This is a genomic window from Paraburkholderia youngii (assembly GCF_013366925.1).
GTDB lineage: Bacteria > Pseudomonadota > Gammaproteobacteria > Burkholderiales > Burkholderiaceae > Paraburkholderia > Paraburkholderia youngii.
The window spans coordinates 734,119-754,725 of record NZ_JAALDK010000001.1 but is presented as its reverse complement, the minus strand read 5'-3'; the positions used below and the strand labels follow the sequence as shown (position 1 = coordinate 754,725).

Annotated in this window: 17 protein-coding genes and 1 tRNA gene; 6 read left to right on the top strand and 12 right to left on the bottom strand. The window is 56.7% G+C overall.

Annotated features, from left to right (window positions below; genetic code table 11):
* Positions 1 to 3 precede the first annotated feature (3 nt).
* Genes fahA through G5S42_RS03605 form a run of 4 tightly spaced genes read right to left on the bottom strand, consistent with a single transcriptional unit; the run spans position 4 to position 4,587 of the window.
* Positions 4 to 1,311 (bottom strand): fumarylacetoacetase, encoded by a 1,308-nt coding sequence (fahA, locus tag G5S42_RS03620; RefSeq protein WP_176105566.1) that lies wholly within the window; start codon positions 1,309 to 1,311, stop codon positions 4 to 6.
* Positions 1,308 to 2,642: a homogentisate 1,2-dioxygenase gene (gene hmgA / locus G5S42_RS03615; RefSeq protein ID WP_176105565.1), complete on the bottom strand. Its 1,335-nt coding sequence runs from the start codon at positions 2,640 to 2,642 to the stop codon at positions 1,308 to 1,310. Before hmgA ends, fahA begins: the two co-directional genes overlap by 4 nt.
* 29 nt (positions 2,643 to 2,671) lie before the next feature.
* Entirely contained in the window at positions 2,672 to 2,899 is a 228-nt protein-coding gene (locus G5S42_RS03610; protein WP_176105564.1) for a DUF2783 domain-containing protein, read from the bottom strand.
* 5 nt (positions 2,900 to 2,904) lie between these two features.
* Positions 2,905 to 4,587, bottom strand: coding sequence for an FAD-dependent oxidoreductase (locus G5S42_RS03605; protein WP_176105563.1), 1,683 nt, complete (start codon positions 4,585 to 4,587; stop codon positions 2,905 to 2,907).
* Positions 4,588 to 5,136: 549 nt separating this feature from the next.
* Between G5S42_RS03605 and G5S42_RS44025 the strand changes: the two genes are divergently transcribed.
* Positions 5,137 to 5,592 carry a hypothetical protein gene (locus G5S42_RS44025; RefSeq protein WP_246391796.1) on the top strand — a complete coding sequence of 152 codons (456 nt, stop codon included), beginning with the start codon at positions 5,137 to 5,139 and terminating at the stop codon, positions 5,590 to 5,592.
* A gap of 340 nt (positions 5,593 to 5,932) precedes the next feature.
* Entirely contained in the window at positions 5,933 to 6,526 is a 594-nt protein-coding gene (locus tag G5S42_RS03595) for a hypothetical protein (protein ID WP_176105562.1), read from the top strand.
* 114 nt (positions 6,527 to 6,640) lie between these two features.
* Here the strand turns inward: G5S42_RS03595 and G5S42_RS03590 are convergent, their stop codons facing one another.
* Positions 6,641 to 7,594 carry an IS5 family transposase gene (locus tag G5S42_RS03590; RefSeq protein ID WP_176105561.1) on the bottom strand — a complete coding sequence of 318 codons (954 nt, stop codon included), beginning with the start codon at positions 7,592 to 7,594 and terminating at the stop codon, positions 6,641 to 6,643.
* Between the two features lie 54 nt (positions 7,595 to 7,648).
* Here G5S42_RS03590 and G5S42_RS03585 point away from each other — a divergent pair, with 54 nt between their 5' ends.
* The gene (locus tag G5S42_RS03585; protein WP_176105560.1) at positions 7,649 to 7,804 is read left to right on the top strand and encodes a hypothetical protein; all 156 of its coding nucleotides are present in this window, start codon (positions 7,649 to 7,651) and stop codon (positions 7,802 to 7,804) included.
* 21 nt (positions 7,805 to 7,825) lie between these two features.
* Positions 7,826 to 8,176, top strand: coding sequence for a hypothetical protein (locus G5S42_RS03580; RefSeq protein WP_176105559.1), 351 nt, complete (start codon positions 7,826 to 7,828; stop codon positions 8,174 to 8,176).
* A gap of 717 nt (positions 8,177 to 8,893) precedes the next feature.
* Here G5S42_RS03580 and G5S42_RS03575 read toward each other — a convergent pair.
* From G5S42_RS03575 to G5S42_RS03545, 7 genes are all read right to left on the bottom strand, one after another.
* Positions 8,894 to 10,966, bottom strand: coding sequence for an AAA family ATPase (locus G5S42_RS03575; protein ID WP_217709835.1), 2,073 nt, complete (start codon positions 10,964 to 10,966; stop codon positions 8,894 to 8,896).
* 29 nt (positions 10,967 to 10,995) lie between these two features.
* Positions 10,996 to 11,451 (bottom strand): VPA1267 family protein, encoded by a 456-nt coding sequence (locus G5S42_RS03570; RefSeq protein WP_176105558.1) that lies wholly within the window; start codon positions 11,449 to 11,451, stop codon positions 10,996 to 10,998.
* A 9-nt stretch (positions 11,452 to 11,460) separates the two neighbouring features.
* Entirely contained in the window at positions 11,461 to 12,111 is a 651-nt protein-coding gene (locus tag G5S42_RS03565; protein WP_176105557.1) for a hypothetical protein, read from the bottom strand.
* Positions 12,098 to 15,478, bottom strand: coding sequence for a hypothetical protein (locus tag G5S42_RS03560; protein WP_176105556.1), 3,381 nt, complete (start codon positions 15,476 to 15,478; stop codon positions 12,098 to 12,100). The genes G5S42_RS03565 and G5S42_RS03560 overlap by 14 nt, the downstream gene beginning before the upstream one ends.
* A 1-nt stretch (position 15,479) precedes the next feature.
* Positions 15,480 to 16,745, bottom strand: coding sequence for a tyrosine-type recombinase/integrase (locus G5S42_RS03555; RefSeq protein WP_176105555.1), 1,266 nt, complete (start codon positions 16,743 to 16,745; stop codon positions 15,480 to 15,482).
* 308 nt (positions 16,746 to 17,053) lie between these two features.
* Positions 17,054 to 17,130, bottom strand: a tRNA-Arg gene (locus G5S42_RS03550).
* Positions 17,131 to 17,358: 228 nt separating this feature from the next.
* Positions 17,359 to 18,189: an undecaprenyl-diphosphate phosphatase gene (locus tag G5S42_RS03545; RefSeq protein ID WP_176105554.1), complete on the bottom strand. Its 831-nt coding sequence runs from the start codon at positions 18,187 to 18,189 to the stop codon at positions 17,359 to 17,361.
* Between the two features lie 588 nt (positions 18,190 to 18,777).
* Between G5S42_RS03545 and G5S42_RS03540 the strand changes: the two genes are divergently transcribed.
* Together G5S42_RS03540 and G5S42_RS03535 are read left to right on the top strand one after the other, a co-directional pair.
* Positions 18,778 to 19,686: an aldose epimerase family protein gene (locus tag G5S42_RS03540; RefSeq protein WP_176105553.1), complete on the top strand. Its 909-nt coding sequence runs from the start codon at positions 18,778 to 18,780 to the stop codon at positions 19,684 to 19,686.
* Positions 19,687 to 19,838: 152 nt separating this feature from the next.
* The gene (locus tag G5S42_RS03535) at positions 19,839 to 20,567 is read left to right on the top strand and encodes a peptidoglycan DD-metalloendopeptidase family protein (RefSeq protein ID WP_176105552.1); all 729 of its coding nucleotides are present in this window, start codon (positions 19,839 to 19,841) and stop codon (positions 20,565 to 20,567) included.
* Positions 20,568 to 20,607: the final 40 nt, after the last annotated feature.

The following is a 20,607-nucleotide window of genomic DNA, read 5'->3' as shown; positions in this document are numbered from 1 at the left end:
CGCTCATACTACCTCTCGTGCCGGCAGCACTTGACCCGCGCAGGCGCCGAAACCGACTCGGTAGCCGTCGCCTTGGCACCAGCCCCGCAGAATCAGTTCATCCCCATCTTCGATGAAGGCGCGCTGCTGCCCAGAAGTCAGTTGCAGCGGGCGCTGGCCATTCCAGGTCGATTCGAGCAGCGAACCACATGAGTCCGGCGTCGCACCGCTGATCGTCCCCGAACCCATGAGATCGCCAACCCGCACATTGCATCCACCGCTGGTGTGATGCGCAAGCTGCTGCGCCATCGTCCAGTACATTTGACGGAAGTTGGTGCGCGATATTGTTTGCGCCTCGGATTCGCTCTGCGTACGCAGATCGACTTCGAGCTGAATGTCGAACGCATGCTCACCGGCATGTTGCAGGTACGGCAAAGGCTGAGGGGACTGCTCGGGTTGCCGGCAACGGAACGGCTCAAGTGCATCGAGTGTCACGATCCATGGCGAGATCGTCGTGGCGAAGCCCTTCGAGTTGAATGGACCAAGCGGGACGTACTCCCACTGCTGGATATCGCGCGCACTCCAGTCGTTGAGCAGTACCAACCCGAAAATGTGGTCTTCCGCGCGCTCGCACGAGATTGGGTCTCCCAAGGCACTCCCCGCGCCAACAATGAAGCCCATCTCCAGTTCGATATCCAGCTTGCGGCACGCGCCGAAAATTGGGCGCTCGGAGTCCGGCAACTTGATTTGCCCGTTGGGGCGCCTTACCGGCGTGCCACTCACGACCACCGACGACGCGCGTCCGTTATAGCCGATGGGAATTTCAAGCCAATTCGGCATAAGAGCGTTCTTCGGATCACGGAACATGGATCCGACGTTTGTTGCATGCTCCCTGGACGAATAGAAGTCGGTATAGCCGGGAATGTCTACCGGAAGATGAAGTCGTGCGTCCGCCTGCGCAATCAACGCCTTCTGCCGAATGGCAGCGTTGTCACGTAGTTCCGGATTGTTTGCGTCAAGAAGCGCCGAAAGCCGCACGCGAATGGCCCGCCATTGTTCCTTCCCTGTCGCTATGAAGGCGTTGAGCGAAGCCTGCGCGAACAATTGCGCGTCGAACGAAACAAGGCCTTCTCTCGCGAGGACGTCGAGGTCTACGATCGAATCGCCGATTGCCACACCTACACGCCGAGACGCGTTCGAAGAGTCGCTGAAGATACCGAACGGCAGATTCTGAATCGGAAAATCACTGCCGGGAGCGTTGGCCGACTCGATCCAGCTTTTCAGCTTCGGATCGTTGGTGCGCTGCCAATTGCCGCCATTCGCTGCGTTCATGACTGATTTTCCTTCGCAAAATTGTTTTTGAGCCCCTGCCAGCACTGAAAATATTCCGCCTGAAGTTGAGACGTCGTCAGTGCAAACTGCGTCGGTCGAATGACAAGGGGCGTCTCGAACATGAAGGCCATGGTGTCACTCACCTTGTGAGGCTTCGTGGTGTCACTGTTCGAAGCCTTGTTAAACGTCTCCGCATCCGGGCCGTGGCCGGACATGCAGTTGTGCAGGCTGGCGCCACCCGGTACGAAACCCTCTTCCTTCGCGTCGTACGCCCCGTGGATCAGGCCCATGAACTCGCTTGCGACATTCCGGTGGAACCAGGGCGGCCGGAACGTGTCTTCGCCCACAAGCCAACGCGGAGGAAAGATCACAAAGTCGAGCGAATGCACACCTTCGGTGTCACTCGGTGACTGCAGGACCAGGAAAATAGATGGGTCCGGATGGTCGAAACTGATTGAGCCAATCGTATTGAATTGGCGCAGGTCGTACTTGTACGGCGCGTAGTTTCCGTGCCAGGCCACGACGTCGAGCGGCGAATGGTCGATCTCCGCCCGCCATAAGCTGCCACCGAATTTCGCTACAAGTTCGAAGTCGCCTTCGCGGTCTTCGAATGCCGCGACCGGTGTAAGGAAGTCGCGGGGGTTGGCCAGCCCGTTCGAGCCGATCGGCCCCAGATCTGGCAGTTCGAGCAAGGCGCCAAAATTCTCGCAAACGTAGCCACGTGCACGGCCATCTGGAAGTTCGACTGAAAAGCGCACACCACGCGGAACCACGGCAATCTCAAAAGGCTCGACCTCGAGCACGCCGAGTTCAGTTGCGAGCGTCAGACGCCCCTCCTGCGGAACGATAAGCAACTCGCCATCGGCCGAATAGAAAAAGCGGTCCTTCATCGACTGCGTCGCCGCGTACAAGTGAATCGCGCAACCGGATGAAGATGCGGCCGAACCATTGCCTGCCATCGTCACCAGCGAATCCACGAAATCAACAGGTTCGCTTTCAAACGGCAGTGGATCCCAGCGAAGCTGATCCGGTGGCGTCTTGGGGACCGTCGAAAAGTCGCCGACCAGCCGCTCATTCTCAATAGGCTTAAACGGACGGTGGACCGCGGCCGGACGAATCCGGTAAAGCCACGAACGGCGGTTATGCGCGCGCGGCGCCGTAAATGCTGTGCCCGAAATCTGTTCCGCGTATAAGCCTTTCGCAACTCGCTGCGGGGAATTCCTGCCGACTGGCAGGACGTCCGGTACGGCTTCGGTAGCAAACTCGTTTCCGAATCCGGATTGATAGCGTGAACCTGCTGCGAGTGTCAGACCGTGACTGTTTTCCGACATGATTACTCCATTCAACGTCAAATACCGATTCAATGGGACTGCGCGGATGTCTGCGCCACGGGGGAAATGCCCGCACGAGCTTTTGCGAACGCATCCTTGAGAACGTCCATGTCGCCGATGTGATTAGCGAGCAGGAGCACCAGCTTGGCGTTGATGAGTTGGCTATCTGCCTCGCTCAGCCCGTTGTGTGTCTCGATCAGGTGTTCGTAGAACGAGTCCATGTCCGCGATGTTGATTTCGGTGTTCAGATGGCTCATGGTCTTCATCCGTTGCAGGTTGCGCGGCTGACCGCCGCGGAGATCGAATCGGTGTTAAGTTCGCGCCAGCGTGCGCAGACGTGCTGATCGGGACGCACCAGGTAAAAGGTGCCCGGCCGCGCATCAAAGCGGTGCGAGACAATCCCTTCCACATCCTCGACGACGACTGCATCAGCCGCTGCGCATGCGGCTGCACCTTTGGGAGCCACAATCAGCGGCTTTACGGGTATTGGCAAATGCGCAAGCGCAGCGAGTTGTTCGGTGGTTGCGGCGATGTCGTCGTCAAGACCACAAAAATAGATGCCGGCGAACTGACCGCCCGAAATCTGACTCAGGAACCAGGCGTCGTTACCGTCGAGCTTGATCGGAGCATCGACGCATACGGCACCCGGAACCATCGCGCATGAGAACGCGTCGTCGGCCTTATCCGGCGTATTCAGCGGCGAACCGGAAAGTACGGCCGGAACCGACAGTCTCCCGCTGTTGACGATGCGACGCGCAAACGGATAGTCCTTTGCAAGCTTCAGTGTTGCGTCGCGAAACAGATGCGAGACCGCGCTTTTCGGCGTGATGAAGTCGGTAGCACGGGTCGAATTGAGAATGTTTTCGTCTGCTGCGTATTCGCGCTCTGACGCGTAGGTGTCCAGCAGAGCGGACGGAGCATCCCCGTTCACGACCAGTTTGAGTTTCCAGGCGAGGTTGTCCGAGTCCTGCACCCCACTGTTCGCTCCGCGTGCGCCGAACGGCGACACGCCATGCGCGGAATCGCCTGCAAACAATATGCGCCCGTGACGGAAAGAATCCATGCGCAGGCACGAGAACGTGTAGACGCTGACCCATTCGAGATCAAATTCGACGTCTTCGCCTAGCAGCGCCTTTACACGCGGGATCACGCGCTCGGGCGCTTTCTCGGCAACCGGGTCCGCATCCCAGCCAAGCTGAAAATCGATACGCCAGACATCGTCCGGCTGACGGTGCAAAAGCACGGACTGATTGGGGTGGAAAGGCGGATCGAACCAGAACCAGCGCTCGGTGGGAAAAGACGCCTTCATTTTCACATCCGCGATCAGGAAGCGATCCTTGAATGTGCGGCCTTTGCTGTCCAGGCCAAGCATGTTTCGCATCGGGCTACGCGCCCCGTCAGCGGCGATGACGTACTGCGCGCTCAACGCGTAAGTTCCGTCCGGCGTCTCGACTTGCAACTCGACATGGTCGTCGTGCTGCGTGAGACCGACAACGTTGCTTTTCCATCGCATTTGCAGGTTATCGAGTTGCGTCGCACGCTCGGCAAGGTAGCCCTCGACGTAGTACTGCTGGAGGTTGATAAACGCTGGTCGTGCATGACCGGTTTCGGGAAGCAGGTTGAAGGTGTAGATCAACTCGTCCTGAAGGAACACCTTGCCGACATTCCAGCTCACGCCCTTCTCCACCATGCGATCACCGCAACCGAGACGATCGAAGATTTCAAGCGTCCGTTTGGCAAAGCAGATAGCGCGCGACCCGCTCGACAGCGTGTCGTCGTTGTCGACGAGTACGGTTTTAACGCCTTGCTGCGCAAGGTCAATTGCTGCCGCAAGCCCTACTGGTCCAGCGCCCACTACGACAACGGGATGGATTACCTGGCTTTTAGCGTCGTGATCTGCAGCTCGAAGATATTCGAACCGCAGTTGTTGATAGTCGGTCGGCATCAGCGTCTCCCAGCCAAAATTAATGTATAACAAGCGTTATTGCTATTTGCGAACGCGCCTATTCTAGAGCGGCAGGGAGCCTGTGAAATATGTGTTTACCCTGGTGCCAACCTTTCAAATCGCGAACAGTGTCGTGAGCCGTTCGCCGGTACGGTCTCCGACGACCGTGTGCGACAGGGGAAAGAGTTCGCGACGTCGCGCGAGCTATCGACGGGACATGTCCCGCACTGGCCAGAATTCAGCCGATCCCATTTTCCAGCAGCGAAGACAGATCGCCGCGATCGCCGCTACCACGCTTACGCTCGGTCTGCGGATACGCGTGCTAGCCGTGATAAGAGCGCTACTGTTTTGCGGAGATAAGTGCGAAAACGTAAATCACCCGCCTCGCGGCGGTTCTGAGTGGTGCTTTAGGCGAGATAGGAGGCGCTAGGACCGGTCGGTGGGCCGCCCAGGAGAGAAGTTGGGAACAGGCGCGGCGGCACGTTCTAGGTTGATCGGGTACCTCGTAGCGGCCCCGAAGTATCATGATCGGAAAAAACGGGGAGTCTTATGAAAGCAGGTCTTCTAGCTGCGGCCTTGGCGGTGGGTGCCACTGGAGTTTCTGCGAAAACGCTTACTCTTGAGTGCGGCGAACTGAGCGGCATCAGGTTCAGCGTGGACGCGCACGGCAAAACCCAGTCCGGTCCAAACGGTTTCGCTGCTAGCCATCCGACCATCGTATGGCCGGACGAGCCGCGCGGAGCCCAAGCCACGATCAGCATGTCGGACGCGTCTGGCGTTCCAGAAAGCGATCCTGCGATTACAGTCCACGTAACGAACGAGTCGGTGACTTGGGTTGTCCTACAGCCGAAAGCTACCGAAATGTGGACCTATGTCGCCACGAATCACATGCTGATCTACTCCCAGCAATCTCCCCGTTCCGGAACAGACCTATCGGAAACCACGCCCGGTTCCGGCGCGTCTGGCGACGTTATGGTGACGACCTGCAAAGAGGGGCTGAACTGAACGCCACATTGGCGGCTTTCGCTGACGAGGAGTAGGAGACGGCGCTGCGGCAGGACCCTCCAGTGTCCTCGCGTTCGCCATAGCGGACGGAGACGATAGGAACCGCTTTGCTCTTATACTCGCCCACGAGTAACGGGCGTTAAGGCCGCCCACGGCGCGAACCGTAGGGCGGCTTTTCTTTTGTCCTACGCCTCCGGAAGCGCACATTCGCCCCTCTCCCCGTCCTGCGTACGCCTCTCGCCTCCCCCGCCCGGATATTGGACTGCCCCGCGCAGCCAATTACGCCTTCCGCGACCCCGTAAAATGTCGCGGCAACCACGCCAACTACGAAGGGAACAAAATGACGCTATCTCCGGCAATAGCAGCCAGCGCGATCCAGGCAGCCAGCGCGACCTCCTCCGCGATTGGCGACGGGATAAGCAGCGGGGTATGGTCATTCGTTGGCGGCTTGATCGGCGCAGGCGTGGCCGTCGGCTTAGCCATCCTGCAACAACGATCACAAACTGCCCGCGAACGAATCAAGATGGCGACGGACTCCGCTGGCTCACATATGGCGAATGTCGCCTTCGATAAATACGTTCAATTCTGCGAAGAGTACGCCGAAGGCTTCCGCAACGCGCTCGACACGCTTGTCACGAGCGGGCCAACGGAGAAAGTCCTTGATGACGCAGGGGCCTTGTATAGACTCAGACGGAAGTGGACGATATGGATCACAACCGACACGGACGAGAAGCTGGAGCGATTCGAACAGGCATTACGCGACATCGGAGCGAGTGCGGGGTATGTTCAGTCAACTATCGGCGATCCGAACGCAAGTGATCGCGGAGAGCACATAAACCGAATGTATACGCGCTTGTGCGAAGTGATGGGCTACAAGGAATGGGCCGGGAAGGAAGTTAAGGAAGGTCTGCATAACCCGCATTTCGAGCGCTGACCTTCTATATTTTTCGCAGTGACGGTGATGAGAATTTGTTGAGTCGTTAAGGCGCCTGCGATTTACGCCGCTCCGTGCACCGCTACTGAGGCGCAAGACACGGCGCCTGGGTTATCAAGCCTTGCGCAAAGCTCTACGCGCCATCCATAGATTGCTCAGAGCAAACAACGTCGTGATCTGGGCTGTGTTCTTCATCAAACCGCGATATCGGGTCTTCGTGTAAGCAAACTGCCGCTTGAGGACGCGGAACGGATGTTCGACCTTGGCGCGGACGCCGGCCTTCAGCCGCTCGATCTGATCGTATATCGCGTCCAAACGATCACTCAGATCCAGCTTTTTGCGCTTGCCTGGTCTCATCGCGATGTGCCAGCGCACCGCGCCAGTCTCGCAACGCTTTTCGATCCCCTGATATCCCGCGTCAGCGTACACGTCCGTTTCTTGACCGTGCAACAGCGCATGAGCCTCCGTAATGTCGTGGACGTTGGCCGCCGTGCCTACAACGGTATGGACCAGGCCGGACTCAGCGTCCACGCCGATGTGCGCTTTCATTCCGAAGTACCAGTTACCGCTTTTCTGCGTCTGACGCATCTCGGGATCGCGCGTTCCGGAGTTGTTTTTCGTCGAACTGGGCGCCGGAATCAACGTGGCATCGACAACCGACCCGGTCTTGAGCATCAGGCCTTTCTCCACCAGGATTTCATTGACCAGCGCGAGCATCTGCGCAGCCAGTCCATGCGCTTCGAGAAGGTGACGAAACCGCAGAATCGTGCTCTCGTCCGGCAAATGCGTCATGCCGCCGTCAAGTCCTGCGAAGTCACGATACAGCGGCACGTCATATAACGCTTCTTCCATCGCTGGATCGGACAGACCAAACCACTGTTGCATGAAATGAATGTGCAGCATCGTCGCGATCGGGAACGGCGGCCGTCCAGTCCTACCAGTCGGATAGTGCGGTTCGATCAGCGCAATGAGCTTCAACCAAGGCACAACGCGTCGCATCTCATCGAGAAATTCTCGCTTACGCGTGCGCTTCGTTGTCAGATCCAGGTCAAGTCCAAGTTGCGTCATCTGGGCTCTCCTCAACTCACTCCCTTCATCCCAGGATAGTTCACCGGAATCTCAATGCCAGGACTTTTGCAGACCTTCCTTAACTCTGAACTCGCGCATTACAACCTGATTGCACTGTTGCGTCGCATTCTCGGAACTGAGCAGTTAGACGAGCTGCGCGCTGCCGTAATCGCCCGCGCGATGAACGAACTTGGCGGCAACAAGCGTTGACCTTTCGGAAGGAGTCGAGCCATGAATCGCGACGAAGTGCTTAAGGTTCTTCCAAGTAACGCCGAGTTCCAAGCCGCGCCGAACTACGGCAAAAAGGCGTTTGCTGAGCGGATCATTCGCGCGGCGCTTGATCAACTTGACGCAGAAGGAAGCGAGCCCGATCGTTGGGAGGGTGAACACTTGGCGACCGCGATCGGGTACCTGTTGGTCGATTGGTACGGCGCTGCCATCACGGCGGCAGAAAAGGCGCTTGTCCCCTCCAACGAGCGCGCGGACCCGGACTCGTGGGCGAGGGATCGCGATACCGTCACGAAGCGCGCCCTACGCGAAGGACTGGACTATCTCGCGGGAAAGCCTGCAAGGAACGGATAACCGCACAGAACCGCCGCGTGAAGGCAGGCTCCGCTGCGCGACGCAACGTTCGATTTCATCGCGGGGCTTGAACGGGACCGTCTCACTTACATACGGTCGTCAAAACGCCAGTTGCATGAACGAAAGCGGTCGTAAAGTTGGTGCTCTCCGTAGGACCGCAGACCCGCAGCGCGCCTAGAAGCAGACGCGCTACTAGTACAAGCCCTACAACGCACTGCCACAGTGTCGCGGGACGGCCCGAGTACGATGCCGTGGCGTGACGCTTCAGTTTATTAACGAGGGGCTTACCACTTTCCACGGCTATCTCAACCGGCTGCCTTCGGAGGGCAGTCGCGCTGAGGCAGAGACGGTATAACTGTCGCCGTCACACTGGCGACGGTTGGCTTTATTGGGAGTCCAATCCAAAAAACCAACGCGAGATCAAAGGATGACGTCCTCTCCCCGTGTGCACAACTTGGCTGCCCACACCGCAAGGGTGTGGACAGCCGCCGATCGGCGGTCCCCAAGTTGCACACACTTGAGCCTGACGCGCCGGCGTTGCCGGCTTGCCTTATTACGATAGTGATTCCAATCAATAGGGACTTTTTTTGTTCATCTGGCATACAGACCGGCCGTCCGCAAAATCCAATGGCGTTGACGACGTAGTCCCTGCGTTAGCATTATGGCGTTTGCGGTTGCAATGACAGTACAGAAAGGGGAACTCGGGATGCAAAGCCGTCAAACATCGAACGCTACAGACCGCCGTTGCGCAAAAGCAGAATTTAAGACTGCGGACTCAAAAGGCGCGCGAGCACCTACAAAAACTACCTGCTCAACGCCCCTAGTTAAGGCGGTGTAAACCAGTGAGTGGTCAAGCACTCTGCTTTGCTGAATCGCTATGGCGACGCGCTTGAATTGAGAGCCTTGAGCTTTGTGTACACTAATTGCATACGCAAGCTCAATACGTCCGCGCAGTTCCTCCGGTCGAAACGTGAATTGTTGCCCGTCAAAATCAATTACAGTCCCTCCAAATTCATCTCTGGCGGTAACTTGCCCAAGAGACCCGTTCATCAGAGACCGTGTGTAATCGTTGACACGGTGAACTACCGGCTCACCGACCTCGAAATTGGGTTGACGCTCAACTCTCGAGCACCGGTCGAAGTGAAATGCGTCATTGATCGCACGCACGCCTGCGCGCCCTACCTTGAGAGCTGAAAGAATCCTCCAGTCTTCGCCCTCCCAGCAAGTTGCCACGATCCGCAACTGCTGCACAATCTCGTCAAGGCCACACTCAATAAAGCTGACCCCAGGCTGTACCCCACTAAAGGGCGCCAAAGACGGCAGTCGATGATGGCGCACGTCCTCAGCGACTTTCGGAATTCCAGTAACGGCAGATTGCCGAAGTACCGTAGACAATTCAACGAATGGGACTCGGGGATTGTTCACGAGCCGGTGGAATACCAGCCCAAAACCGATCGGCGGCAGTTGAGTTGGATCTCCTACAAAGAGTACCCTAACGCCGTCAGAGAGACAGCGGAGAATTCTATAGGTTGTGGGCAGGTCCAACATCGAGGCCTCATCGACTATTACAATCGCTCGGGAGCTTAGATGTTTCAACTGGTCGACCGACACGGCAGCAATGAATCGGGCAATGGTCATCGCAGCGTGACCAGAGCCCTCTTCAATACGCTTCGTCGCGCGGCCTGAGAGCGCCATTGGCATTACGTCGAAGCCCATCGCAACCGCAAGGTCCGCAATTGCGCCCAACACTGTAGTCTTTCCTACCCCAGCGCCGCCACAGAGGATACTGAATTGTGACTCGAAAGGAAGCCGCACAGCTTCAATCTGTTCTTCACTCAGCCGGAACCCGTGTACCGCCTGAATGCGTTCAACGGCCGAGGCGATGAAATCAGGCTGACGAGTTCGCGTGCCAATTTCTTCGAGAAAGCTCAAATCGCCGGCTAACATCGACCGAATCCTTGCGACTACCGCTTGTTCCATTGCCGCCGCGCCTATCGACTGATACCCTGCCTCCGCGCTGCCGACAACCGCTCCCTCCTCGACAGCCAGTTTGAGTGCGTGCCCGCCGCACGCTCTGACTAGAAGCCGATTGATGCATCGAATCAATGTAGCTTCGTCTGTAATCGTATGGCCATCGGAAAGTCGGTCGTAGAGACACGATTCAACAGCTCCAATCAGGCGCCGCGGGTCATCATGTGCGACTCCCAACTTGGCAGCCGCAGCGTCTACGGGAGCCCACGACGTGAACGCGAGCAAGTAATAGGGATTGAGTTCCATCATCCGAGCAGCGTCGTTACCCCAAGCCCGACGGACTGCAGTTGCAAGGTTAGGCTCGAAGCCATGTGTGTCGAGAAATTCGACGACCATAGCTTCCGCTTTTCGTTCGGCCCAAGCTTCAACGAGGCCCCGCGCAACACGCACAGTCAGCACCTGACAAAGTGCGGTCAGGTCACCTCGACCAAGCACATCTGCGAGTTCATCGCCAAAGAAATCCCATAAGCGACGCGCTTTCGCTTCGCCGATTCCAGGAAAATTCGCTGAAAGGGCGAGATAGTCGACAATGAGCCTTCCCCGTGGTAATTCATAGCGGCAACACGCTGCTACCAGTTCAGCGCCATAAGTCGGGTGGATTTTCCTGACCCCTTCCACGGACCACGCCTCACCGCGCATCGGTATTCTCGTGAAGACAGGGCTCGGGACAACAACACGAATTCGCTCTCCGGTCGAGGAACTGCCGTCAAACACCGTAAAGCCATTGGGCAATGCAACTACTGTCTTGTCGACAAGCAACGTGGTTCTCTCGACGTAGGCAACCGCGTTCACGCACGCGCACCCGGAATGGCGATCCTACGGCCCGATTCCAGCATCATGTCTTCCCGCCCCAAACGAAGTCGCAACTGGCTAATTTGTGCGCGTAATTCGCCTACCTCCGCGACCAGTATCGCGTTGCGTTGCTGCAACTGTTGAATTCTGCGCTCAAGAGCCGAAGTCGATGGTTCGGCGGACCCCGTACTTGGCTCGAAACTGGATGCCTCCTGCGCTTGCTTTTTCTCCGTCGTCCCTCGGCGCGAGATACCGTTCGACCGCAGATGCTCGTCTAGGCATTCTTTCAAACGAGAATTTTGATAGAAACTGCATTTCGGTATCCGTGTCAATCGCGAGAGCTCAGCTAGATTGAGCACACCATCGGAGGAGAGTGGCACGGGCCCGCCGGCCTTGAAAAACGCCCTCAGTCCTTCGACATAGTCCTGCCCAATCTCCTGACCGTTCTTCATTTGTCTACCTCACGCTATATCGTGATCGACCTTCAACCAGGAGATGAAGGGACCCAATAGCCTCTGCTCTACGATGACATTTCCACGCAGCTTTGACCTGTCAACTATCTCCTTCTTTTCAGAATCAAAATGGATAAGCCGCTCCGAGTAACGCAGAAGCGTGTGAAGCGCCTGACACGTCTTCGCCAAATCGATTTGTAGTTGTTCTGCAGCAAGACGGGACCCCGCTCCTCCCTGCTTTCCATCTCGTTCTGCACTAGCGACTGGTTGTTGCGCAGCACACTCCAGCGACGCGACATATGTTCGCAGCCGCGAGTTGTCTCGTCTAAGGTTCGCGCTTTCCAATTGCGCGGAGACAAGCGCTGCGTCCTTCTCGGCGTCGCTCTGAAGCGACGCATACGCGACTTCCCTGCCAGCTTGCGTTGCTAAATGGCTGACCAACAGCATGCGATATCTTTTGTTGCGCAGAATCGTCGCCTGGTCACACGGTCGTCCTTGACTCAACGCTATGTGACCGGAGACCGCAGACGCAAGCGCTGTAACATGCGGATATTTGGCGCGCGACTGCTTCAAATGTTTAAGAAACTCAGTAATGAGTTTTTCTCGATTCGACTGCTTGTTTTCCTGATAAGCCTCAAATGTATTTCTATTTTTCGTCATTATCGCCCCCAGATTCTGGCAACAGGTTTGTGGGCGTGAAGTTCGTCAGATGCTGGTCACGTTCAAGCAACTTCACCAGGTCTTCGTACGTGAGAGTATTTGCTTCAACCATCGTCCGTAACAAACCAGCACACTCTTCCGCCGGGTTAACAGGCGCTGCAGAGTCGAATGCGTCGTTCATGCGGCCAGTTCGCGCCAAGAGTGAACGCCTCAGCAAATCAAACTTCGCTCGCATCTGAGGGCTCTCAAGCGTCGGGTACACAATGCACTCCTGCAACCGTTGAAGCAGGTACGCCGTCGCATTCGATGGAACCGGAACGCGCTGGAGGTCCTGAAGAATGATTTCTGGCGCCTGCACGACCCATCGTCGCGAATCTTCTCCTGCCGCGATACGGCATTTGGTCGCATAGAGAACTTCTTCGCTGACTTTCCAGCCTGCGAGTTCCTCTCCTATCCGCAAACGCTCCTCTTCCAACCGGTCGAGTTCTGCATCTGAATATTGAGGGTTATCGCTACTCATGGCGGCGACAATCTTCTCGGTCAAGGCAAATAGCATTTCGTCAAACTGCTTTATCTTCGCTCCCAATGCGGGCAGGTGGTCAACAGACCGCACCGCGTACTGGCACAAACCGCATCGATGCGGCCCTCGCCACATTTTTACAACCTCAGGCGGACAGTGATTCCCATACGGGCAAATCTCCGTCTTGTTTTCGACGGCATACGCGGCGCGCGTCTCACGCAGAACATCAAGGCCGCTATTACTCCCCTCGTTCAGAACGATACTGACGCAGCCATAAGAAACTAATGTCTCGTCGAGATTCGAACGCAGGCTCCTGGCGAGGTGGGAGTTGACGTCGTCAGCTCTTATGAATCTGTCCGGGATACGGGGTGCGGTAGCGAAAGCCTCGAGTTCGTTCCGATAAGCTTTCTCGCGCAGCACCATGCTTTGATGAACAAGCTCAATCTCGAGAAACTCTGGGTCGAGTTTCACGTAATGATGGACCGTAGCAGGCGTCTGACCGGTGACGTATGTGCCGATCATCTCGGCCGGCAAAAAGGTGATGAACTGCGATACAACGCTGACGCGGGCGCTATGCGGTGTTATCTTACTTTTGATATCTAGAACGCATACGCCTGATCCGTCGCATTCAGCACCATATTTCTTCTTCTTCGAGTCAGCTTCAGCGTCGAGAAACTCAACGTATGGCGGCTCCAGCGAACATAATTGGAAATTGGACGCCTCACCGAGGTCAGGTACGATTGATTGGAAACCTCCCAAAAGAGCGCGCCAAGTACGCTCGTATCGCGAGTCCGAATGGGGCCTGCCGTCAGGAGTGGCGGAAAAAAGCGGCAGGATTTTTGGCCACTTTGTCCTTTCATTGTTATTGTAATAAATTAGCTCACTGAAACCAGGCCATCCAATAAGATTCCTCCAATCTTTTTGACTGCGCAATATTTCAATCACGCGAAAGTTGACATGGGGCTCCCAAGCGCTCGTTTTTGTTTTATCGGTATTGGTATGCAGCTTGGCAAATTGCTGCTTTTCCTCCACAACACGGCAATCAAATGTTCTTGCATCCAACCATTGAATATGATTGTTTCTCAACCCAGTATAAAGAGAGACAAGCACGTTATTCAATCCATGCGGCTGCGGAAGCATTATTTTTTTATGGATTTTAAGCTCAAACCAATCAAATGATAAGCAATTTGGTATAAGCCGAAGTGGAATCGTCTTAGATTCTTTCCCCGATCTCGCCAACACGAAAAGAATCGGAACAAATCCCACAGAGTCCGACGTTTCTATCGTGTCAAGGACTCGCCCTTTCGATGAAATATCATCATTGAAAACAACTGCATCCAACGTCCCATCCAAAATCCTCGTCTGGATAACCAAGAGATGACATCGGATTGCCTCAATGTAGTCAATAAATGTTCCGAACAGCCTTCTAGGCATTGGTTGCTTATCAGTTCCGATGGAGTTGGACGTGGCCGGATAGTCATCACTCGAAAGGGCCTGTTTAAAGCCATCACACCCGGGCAGTTCGTCGGAATTTCTCTCAATGAATGAGAAAAATAACTCCACCTGCTTCAATTTCGCGTAGTACGGATTTCCTTTCCAGTTTCGCTTTTCGGCGATTTTGTTCATCACCTCGACAAATGTAAGTGGCAAATTTTCCGACGCAACGAGGAGACGCGACACAAATACTCCCCCAATCAGTAGATTTGGTGTCGACGGAAACACGAGCTTGTTGCCGGGATTATTCGCAAACCAGCGAGGCAAATAAAAGAAGAGATAGATATTTAAATACCCCATCGCCGATTGGATATCTTTATAAGACTCTCTTTTAATTTTCCGGATATACACATCTTCCAAGTCTAACCAGGCTTCCAGAGCGCGTTTCAACCCAGGCGTTGAAGCCATGGATTCCACCCTGTTGCGAAGAGCGGCAGGCTTCGCCATTGACGGACTACCATTCAAGACGTCGCGAAGAGAATCGCCATCTTCGTATGCTACCTGTCCATGGGCTCGCTCACGAGCGAGAGATACGCTAAGGGAGGCAACCTGGACCTCCCAATCGTTCACGGATATTGCGAATTGCTCTTCATACCTTCTCTTCAAAACATCGACGAGAAGATTAATGGGGAGCTTACGACTCCCATGCAGTCTTCCTTTTGATTCCGCCCGTTTAATCTCGATGAGTTCGGCAAGATTTCCGTCCGACGGGTTATGCCAACCCGTAGCAAGCAAAAGCTTCGTTGCGCATGTCTGAAAATATCGTCGCCTCTTCAAATCCCGGCCTACTGGCTCGAAAGCAGGATGCGACAGTTTGTTGCTAGTAGGAGCCAGCTCCCGAACAAAATGCAACATAGGCGAACAAACCAAGATACCAACCTCTACGGATTTTCCATTCACTAGACGGGGAAATGGCCAGTTGAAAGAAGTCGGAAGAGTAATGGCTTTGTTGCTATGTAGACACAACAAAAAGACACCCACGCCTGTTGTGAACACGCGTAAATAGGTTGATTTGTACGCCAAGACTCCGCGCCCCGAGCACAATGTGAAGTCGTTGAATTGCTTTTCGGTTGTTTTTCCTTTTCCTTTTCCCGTGATATAAAGCGAAAACGCATTTTGTACATACGTTTCATCAAACTTAAATTTTTTAACTTTTAAGGCCGACAATTCGACCAGCATGGAGTAGCATGCAGGAAGATTAGTTTTAGTCGTGACCCCATTGAGATTTACATCGCCCAAATTATAGGCATCCAGCATCGCCCTGGATGATCGACGGAGAGCATCGCGGATGGCAAAATTAAGCTTTGGTCCTGAGAGATTGAAAACCAATTCTCCATCTGTGATATTTATCATGTCATGCGGCCTGTTCAAACAGTGCAGCCTGCTCCCGGAGAGCCGCCTTAACCCGCTCAACCTCGGCATTTAGCGCCTGCAACTTTAGCTCCAGAATTGATTTCGGATTTTCGCCGTTGAAAACCATGGCGTTGGCGTGTTCAAGCTCTAAAATCCGAAGATCTTCGTCTAACTGAGCGTATTTTTTTGTAGATTTTATGTCCGCGTGTCCCATTAACTGCTGCACGATCGCCAAAGGCAATCCGTATTGTCCATTCGTCCGCGGAAAATAATTTACGAGATATGTGCCATAAGAATGGCGAAGTGAGTGAGGACCTGACACGACAGCTTCAATGGCGGCCCGACGCACTGCAGAGTGAAAGGTCTCGCGTCGTGAACTTGCGAGGCTAAGAAAGAAAGGTTGTCCCTCGAATCCCTTCGCCAGATATTGAAAAACAAATCTGTGGAGTCCATGGGGAACATATTCGTGTTTCATATAGCCCTCAAGCGCCTCGAAAAACATCGATGCGAAAGGCTCAATCAAAAGAGTCGTTTGCGTCGTTCGCCCCTTCCAACATAGGCGCTCTCGCTGCCGAGGAGAAAGGTAGAGGTAACTCTCATGGTTCTTCCGCGACGCTGGGTCGACGAGGCTCACAGTTCCAGCCTTCACATCCACATCGTCAAAAAGGATTTGCGAGCCCTCGTGATCCCTGCAGCCACTCGCGGCAAGAAAGCCGTAGTACGCCCTGTCGCGGTATGTCGGCAACGACCTAATCAGTTTGGGAATGTCGTCATAGGGAAATGCTCGCTTGTGGTCATAGACACGTGCGAAATGGGACAAGGGAAGGACGGTGCTTTCTTTTGCTTTTGGTCCCCCGGCTAGCACGCCAGCAGTCATCGACGTAGCCTTCATCGCCTGACGTTCGGCAGGATCGATTGGCACTCTCGTTCCTATGCCGGTAAATAGCGGCGCCACGTCGATTTGCACACTGCTCAATCCCGCTTGCAACATGTCCAGTGCTTGACGCCGAGCCCTCTCGGAAAGCTTTAGAAACCCGCGCAGTGACGCGTGTTTCAGTGCCGAACTTGCTGCACTGTTCATGGGAGATGGCCGCACCGAACTCACGAGTCTGGCCAACGCGTTACCGGAATGTTCCCCCAGCACTAAGTATTCGTCATACGCCTCGAAGATTTCCTCAAGGTCAAGTTTGGATAATGGTCGAGGCGGCGTGTGGCCTGACAAAAGGACGGCTGCAGCGTCGAAGGAATAATCGATGGCTTCAGCCATGTGACGACAGTACGCCTTTCGCGTGTTCGGCTTCCGCCGTTTGCGCAGCAAGTAATCAGCGAAGGTATCGAACGCGACTAGCGGAAGACCATCCGGACCCAACAGACGCCAAGTCGTCTCGCTTCCCTTCGTGGTCTCTAGAAGGGTCACATGTGTAAACATGTCGCCTCCAAATACGCAACTAGCCCCACCGTAACAGGGAGCGCTAGCGAATAACTGGAAGAGGCAAACTTTGCAGTGACTTTGACGGAACAGCGCTTGCCGTCAAAGGATTTGGACGCAACGGTAACGTTGGTTTTGCAGGCGATTGGCCCGCCCTACACGATTCGAACGTGTGACCTACGGCTTAGAAGGCCGTTGCTCTATCCGTCTGAGCTAAGGGCGGGAAACAGAAAAAAACTAAGTCAGTAAGATGCAACTAAAAGAACCCACCATAAGAACCCCCGACCCTCGGCTTAGAAGGCCGATGCTCTATCCAGCTGAGCTACTGCCGTATGGATCGCTATTCGCATGAAACCGGCACTCGCCGCGAGCCGCCCCATTTCGCGCAAACTAAAATTTTAACTGACCTGCAAGCAACCGGGCCGGGATTATAACCGATCGCCCGCCGCCCTCAGACCGGCTGCGGATGCAGCATGAACCAGCCGAGGAACACGATTCCCGCGATCGCGCAGTACAAACCGAACGACGCGAGACGCCCGCGGCCCTCGAAGTAGCGCATCAGGAAACGCACGCTCAGGTACGCGGCGATCGCGGTCAGCACGCCGCCGAGCGCCGCGTCGGCGAGCTGACTGGGCGCGTGGAGCAGCTTTGGCAGTTCGAGTACGCCAGCCGCGAAAATGATCGGCGTGCCGAGCAAAAACGAAAACTCGGCGGCTTTCTCGGTGGTGAGGCCGGCCGCATTGCCGGCGATCATCGTCAGGCCGCTGCGCGAGAAGCCCGGAATCAGCGCGCCGATCTGCGCGAGGCCGACGAAGAACGCCTGGCGGAACGTCAGCTTTTCCGGCGCCCGATGCGCGCGCGCGCGTTGCAGGCGATCGCCGAACCACAGCAGCACGCCGTTTACGATCAACGCAAACGCGACGATTCGCAGATCGTGAAAAATCGCCTCCAGGCGCTTTTCCAGCACGAGACCGACGAGACCCGCCGGAATCGTACCGATGATCAGCGCCCACATCATGTGACCGTCGTCGTTGCGGCGGCCACCGAGCGACGCGAAGAAACCGCGCACCAGCGCGTACCAGCGCGCGCGGAAGTACCACAGCAGCGCGAACGCGGTGCCCAGATGCAGGGCGACGAGGAACGGCAGCAACTGCGGCGCATGCTTGTCGATGTGCATGTCGAACAGGGCGGGCACGAGCAGCGTGTGGCCAAGGCTGCTCACCGGAAACAGTTCGGTCACGCCTTGCAGCACGCTCAGAAAAATCAGAAACGACAGGTTCACGCGGCGGTCCTTGTAAGGAAAATGTCGGGGAACTGCGCCGCACAAAAGGAAAGCCGGCGCGTCAAAAGGCGCACCGATTATGCCTGGCTGCACAGTCAGCGCCAAGCGGTTAGGCTACATTCGGATAGATATTGACGCGCCGCGTCACAACTCGACACGGTTGTTACGCGAGGGCAAGGAAGCGAGCAGCGGATTCGTCGCGCGCGTACTGCGAACGCAGAGGAATGAACGGAGCGGGATCAGCGCTTGAGCGAGTGGAAGAAGTAGTACGTGCTAGCCGTGAATATGCCGAACAAAGAAACGGCCATTGCCATTGCGAGATCCATGATGCCTCCTGAGCCGATTCGCCCGGGAGTCGGATGGACCGGACGCTCAGACGGATTATCAATAGGATTCGCCCTTTTCCGACACCCGCAATTTCCCGGGAAGGGTTTCCCCGTAGCGCAAAGCAGCGCAAAATCGCGGTTTCACCACGGGTGACGCAGTCGCGGCGAGTGGCGCAAAACGCCGCTTCAATGCGGATCGCGTCGGCCGACGCGGCCGACCGCTTTGCACGACCCTCAACCTCTATCTGGCTACCTACTGACCATGCCCCTCTCCCCGGAACAGGACATTCTCGAGATCGCCCAGGACGCCTCCGTGCTCCGCTTTTCGCCGCAAGCCGGCGGCCGCCTGCTGTCGTGGACGATCGACGGCGAAGAGGTGATCCACTGGCCCGAGCACGCCGACTGGAGCGTCCCCGCGCGGATTCGCGGCGGCAATCCGCTGCTGTTTCCGTTTCTCGGCCGTCACTTCGTCGACGGCAAGATCGGCTATTGGCGTGACGCGCATGGCACCGTGCGCGAGATGCCGATGCACGGTTTCGCGCGCGACCTGCCGTTCGAGCCCCACGCCGACGTGCACGGCGCCGGCCTGCGCATGGTTCTGACCGACAGCAAAGCGACCCGCGCCGTCTATCCGTTCGGCTTTCGCTTCGAGGCCGCTTACGAGCTGATCGATCCGCGCACGCTCGACGTGACGCTGACCACCGCCAACACCGGCCACACGCGCCTGCCTTACTACGCCGGCCATCACTTCTACTTCACGCTGCCGCACACGCAGCGCGCGCAGACGACGATCGAGCTGCCGCGCACTGAACGCTGCCGCCAGCTCGGGGATGGCTCGATCAGCCCAGCCGAGCCTGGCGAAGCGAGCTACACGCTCGACGAAGACCGCATCTACGACCGCTTCCATTGCCTGAGCGGCACGCCCGATCGACCGGTGCGGGTCGAAGCGGCGGGCATCAATCGCGTGATTACGATCGATCTGCAGCGGCCTGGCTCGGTGCCCTGGTACTCGGTCACGACGTGGACTGAAACGCCGCAGTCGGACTTCTACTGCGTGGAGCCGTGGCTCGGGCTGCCGGATGCGATCCATAACGGCCGCGGTTTGCGCTGGCTCGAGCCGGGACAAACCGAGACGGCGGCCCTGCGCATTAGCGTCGAGAAGACCAGCTGATACGCCGACGGCGGCGGCGAGCCGCTCGAAGCGGCCGCCCGCCCCCTCGCCCCCTCGCCGGGGGGCGCAACACAAAACCATTAGAATCGAACGCTTTGTCTGTCTGTGCCGCGTGATCGGGATCGGCGCGCGGCAGCGCTTTGCGAGGTCCAATGCTGGAAACGACAAGAATCAAACGACTCGGTTGCGCGGCGTTGTTCGCGCTGCTCGCCGCGTGCGGGTCGGCGCCAGTGGCGCCGGGCTACTACCGGGTCGAACGGGGCGACACGCTGTCGAAAATCGCGCGCGGCAACCGGCAATCGGTGCAGAACATCGCGCGCTGGAACAACCTGACCAATCCGGACAACATCGAGGTCGGCCAGGTGCTGCGTGTCGCGCCACCGAGCGGAACGGCGTCGACGAGCGGCGCAATCCGTAGCGGCGGCGGTGGTGGTGGCAGCAGCAGCGGCAGCGCGAGCGCGTCGGCCGCGCCGCGTCCCGCGCCGGCGGACACTGGGCCGGCCACCGCGCCCGCGCCGCTTTCACTGATCTGGCCGGCCGACGGCACCGTATTCCGCCGTTTCGACGGCGGCAACTCGAAGGGGATCGATATTTCCGCGGCGGCCGGCACACCGATCGTCGCGGCGGCGCCCGGCACCGTGGTCTATGCGGGCAACGGTCTGCGCGGCTACGGCAATCTTTTGATCCTCAAGCACAACGCCGACTACCTGACCGCTTACGCGCATAACCGCGCGCTGTTCGTGAAGGAAGGCGAATCGGTCAAGCGCGGCCAGAAAATCGCCGAAATGGGTGACACCGATACCGATCGCGTGATGCTGCATTTCGAGCTGCGCTACCAGGGTCGCTCGATCGATCCGTCCAAGGAACTGCCGCCGCGCTAGCGGCGGCAGGCGCGGGAACCCGCCGTGCTATAAACGCTCA

Bases quoted from the DNA above. Each gene is read 5' to 3' on its own strand.
- G5S42_RS44025 (WP_246391796.1), top strand. From the start codon at position 5,137: ATGAAAGCAGGTCTTCTAGCTGCGGCCTTGGCGGTGGGTGCCACTGGA.
- G5S42_RS03565 (WP_176105557.1), bottom strand. From the start codon at position 12,111: ATGACGAAAAATAGAAATACATTTGAGGCTTATCAGGAAAACAAGCAG.
- G5S42_RS03605 (WP_176105563.1), bottom strand. From the start codon at position 4,587: ATGCCGACCGACTATCAACAACTGCGGTTCGAATATCTTCGAGCTGCA.
- G5S42_RS03555 (WP_176105555.1), bottom strand. From the start codon at position 16,745: ATGGCTGAAGCCATCGATTATTCCTTCGACGCTGCAGCCGTCCTTTTG.
- G5S42_RS03585 (WP_176105560.1), top strand. From the start codon at position 7,649: ATGCCAGGACTTTTGCAGACCTTCCTTAACTCTGAACTCGCGCATTAC.
- G5S42_RS03570 (WP_176105558.1), bottom strand. From the start codon at position 11,451: ATGAAGAACGGTCAGGAGATTGGGCAGGACTATGTCGAAGGACTGAGG.
- G5S42_RS03535 (WP_176105552.1), top strand. From the start codon at position 19,839: ATGCTGGAAACGACAAGAATCAAACGACTCGGTTGCGCGGCGTTGTTC.
- G5S42_RS03590 (WP_176105561.1), bottom strand. From the start codon at position 7,594: ATGACGCAACTTGGACTTGACCTGGATCTGACAACGAAGCGCACGCGT.
- G5S42_RS03580 (WP_176105559.1), top strand. From the start codon at position 7,826: ATGAATCGCGACGAAGTGCTTAAGGTTCTTCCAAGTAACGCCGAGTTC.
- hmgA (WP_176105565.1), bottom strand. From the start codon at position 2,642: ATGTCGGAAAACAGTCACGGTCTGACACTCGCAGCAGGTTCACGCTAT.
- G5S42_RS03560 (WP_176105556.1), bottom strand. From the start codon at position 15,478: ATGATAAATATCACAGATGGAGAATTGGTTTTCAATCTCTCAGGACCA.
- G5S42_RS03610 (WP_176105564.1), bottom strand. From the start codon at position 2,899: ATGAGCCATCTGAACACCGAAATCAACATCGCGGACATGGACTCGTTC.
- G5S42_RS03595 (WP_176105562.1), top strand. From the start codon at position 5,933: ATGACGCTATCTCCGGCAATAGCAGCCAGCGCGATCCAGGCAGCCAGC.
- G5S42_RS03540 (WP_176105553.1), top strand. From the start codon at position 18,778: ATGCCCCTCTCCCCGGAACAGGACATTCTCGAGATCGCCCAGGACGCC.
- fahA (WP_176105566.1), bottom strand. From the start codon at position 1,311: ATGAACGCAGCGAATGGCGGCAATTGGCAGCGCACCAACGATCCGAAG.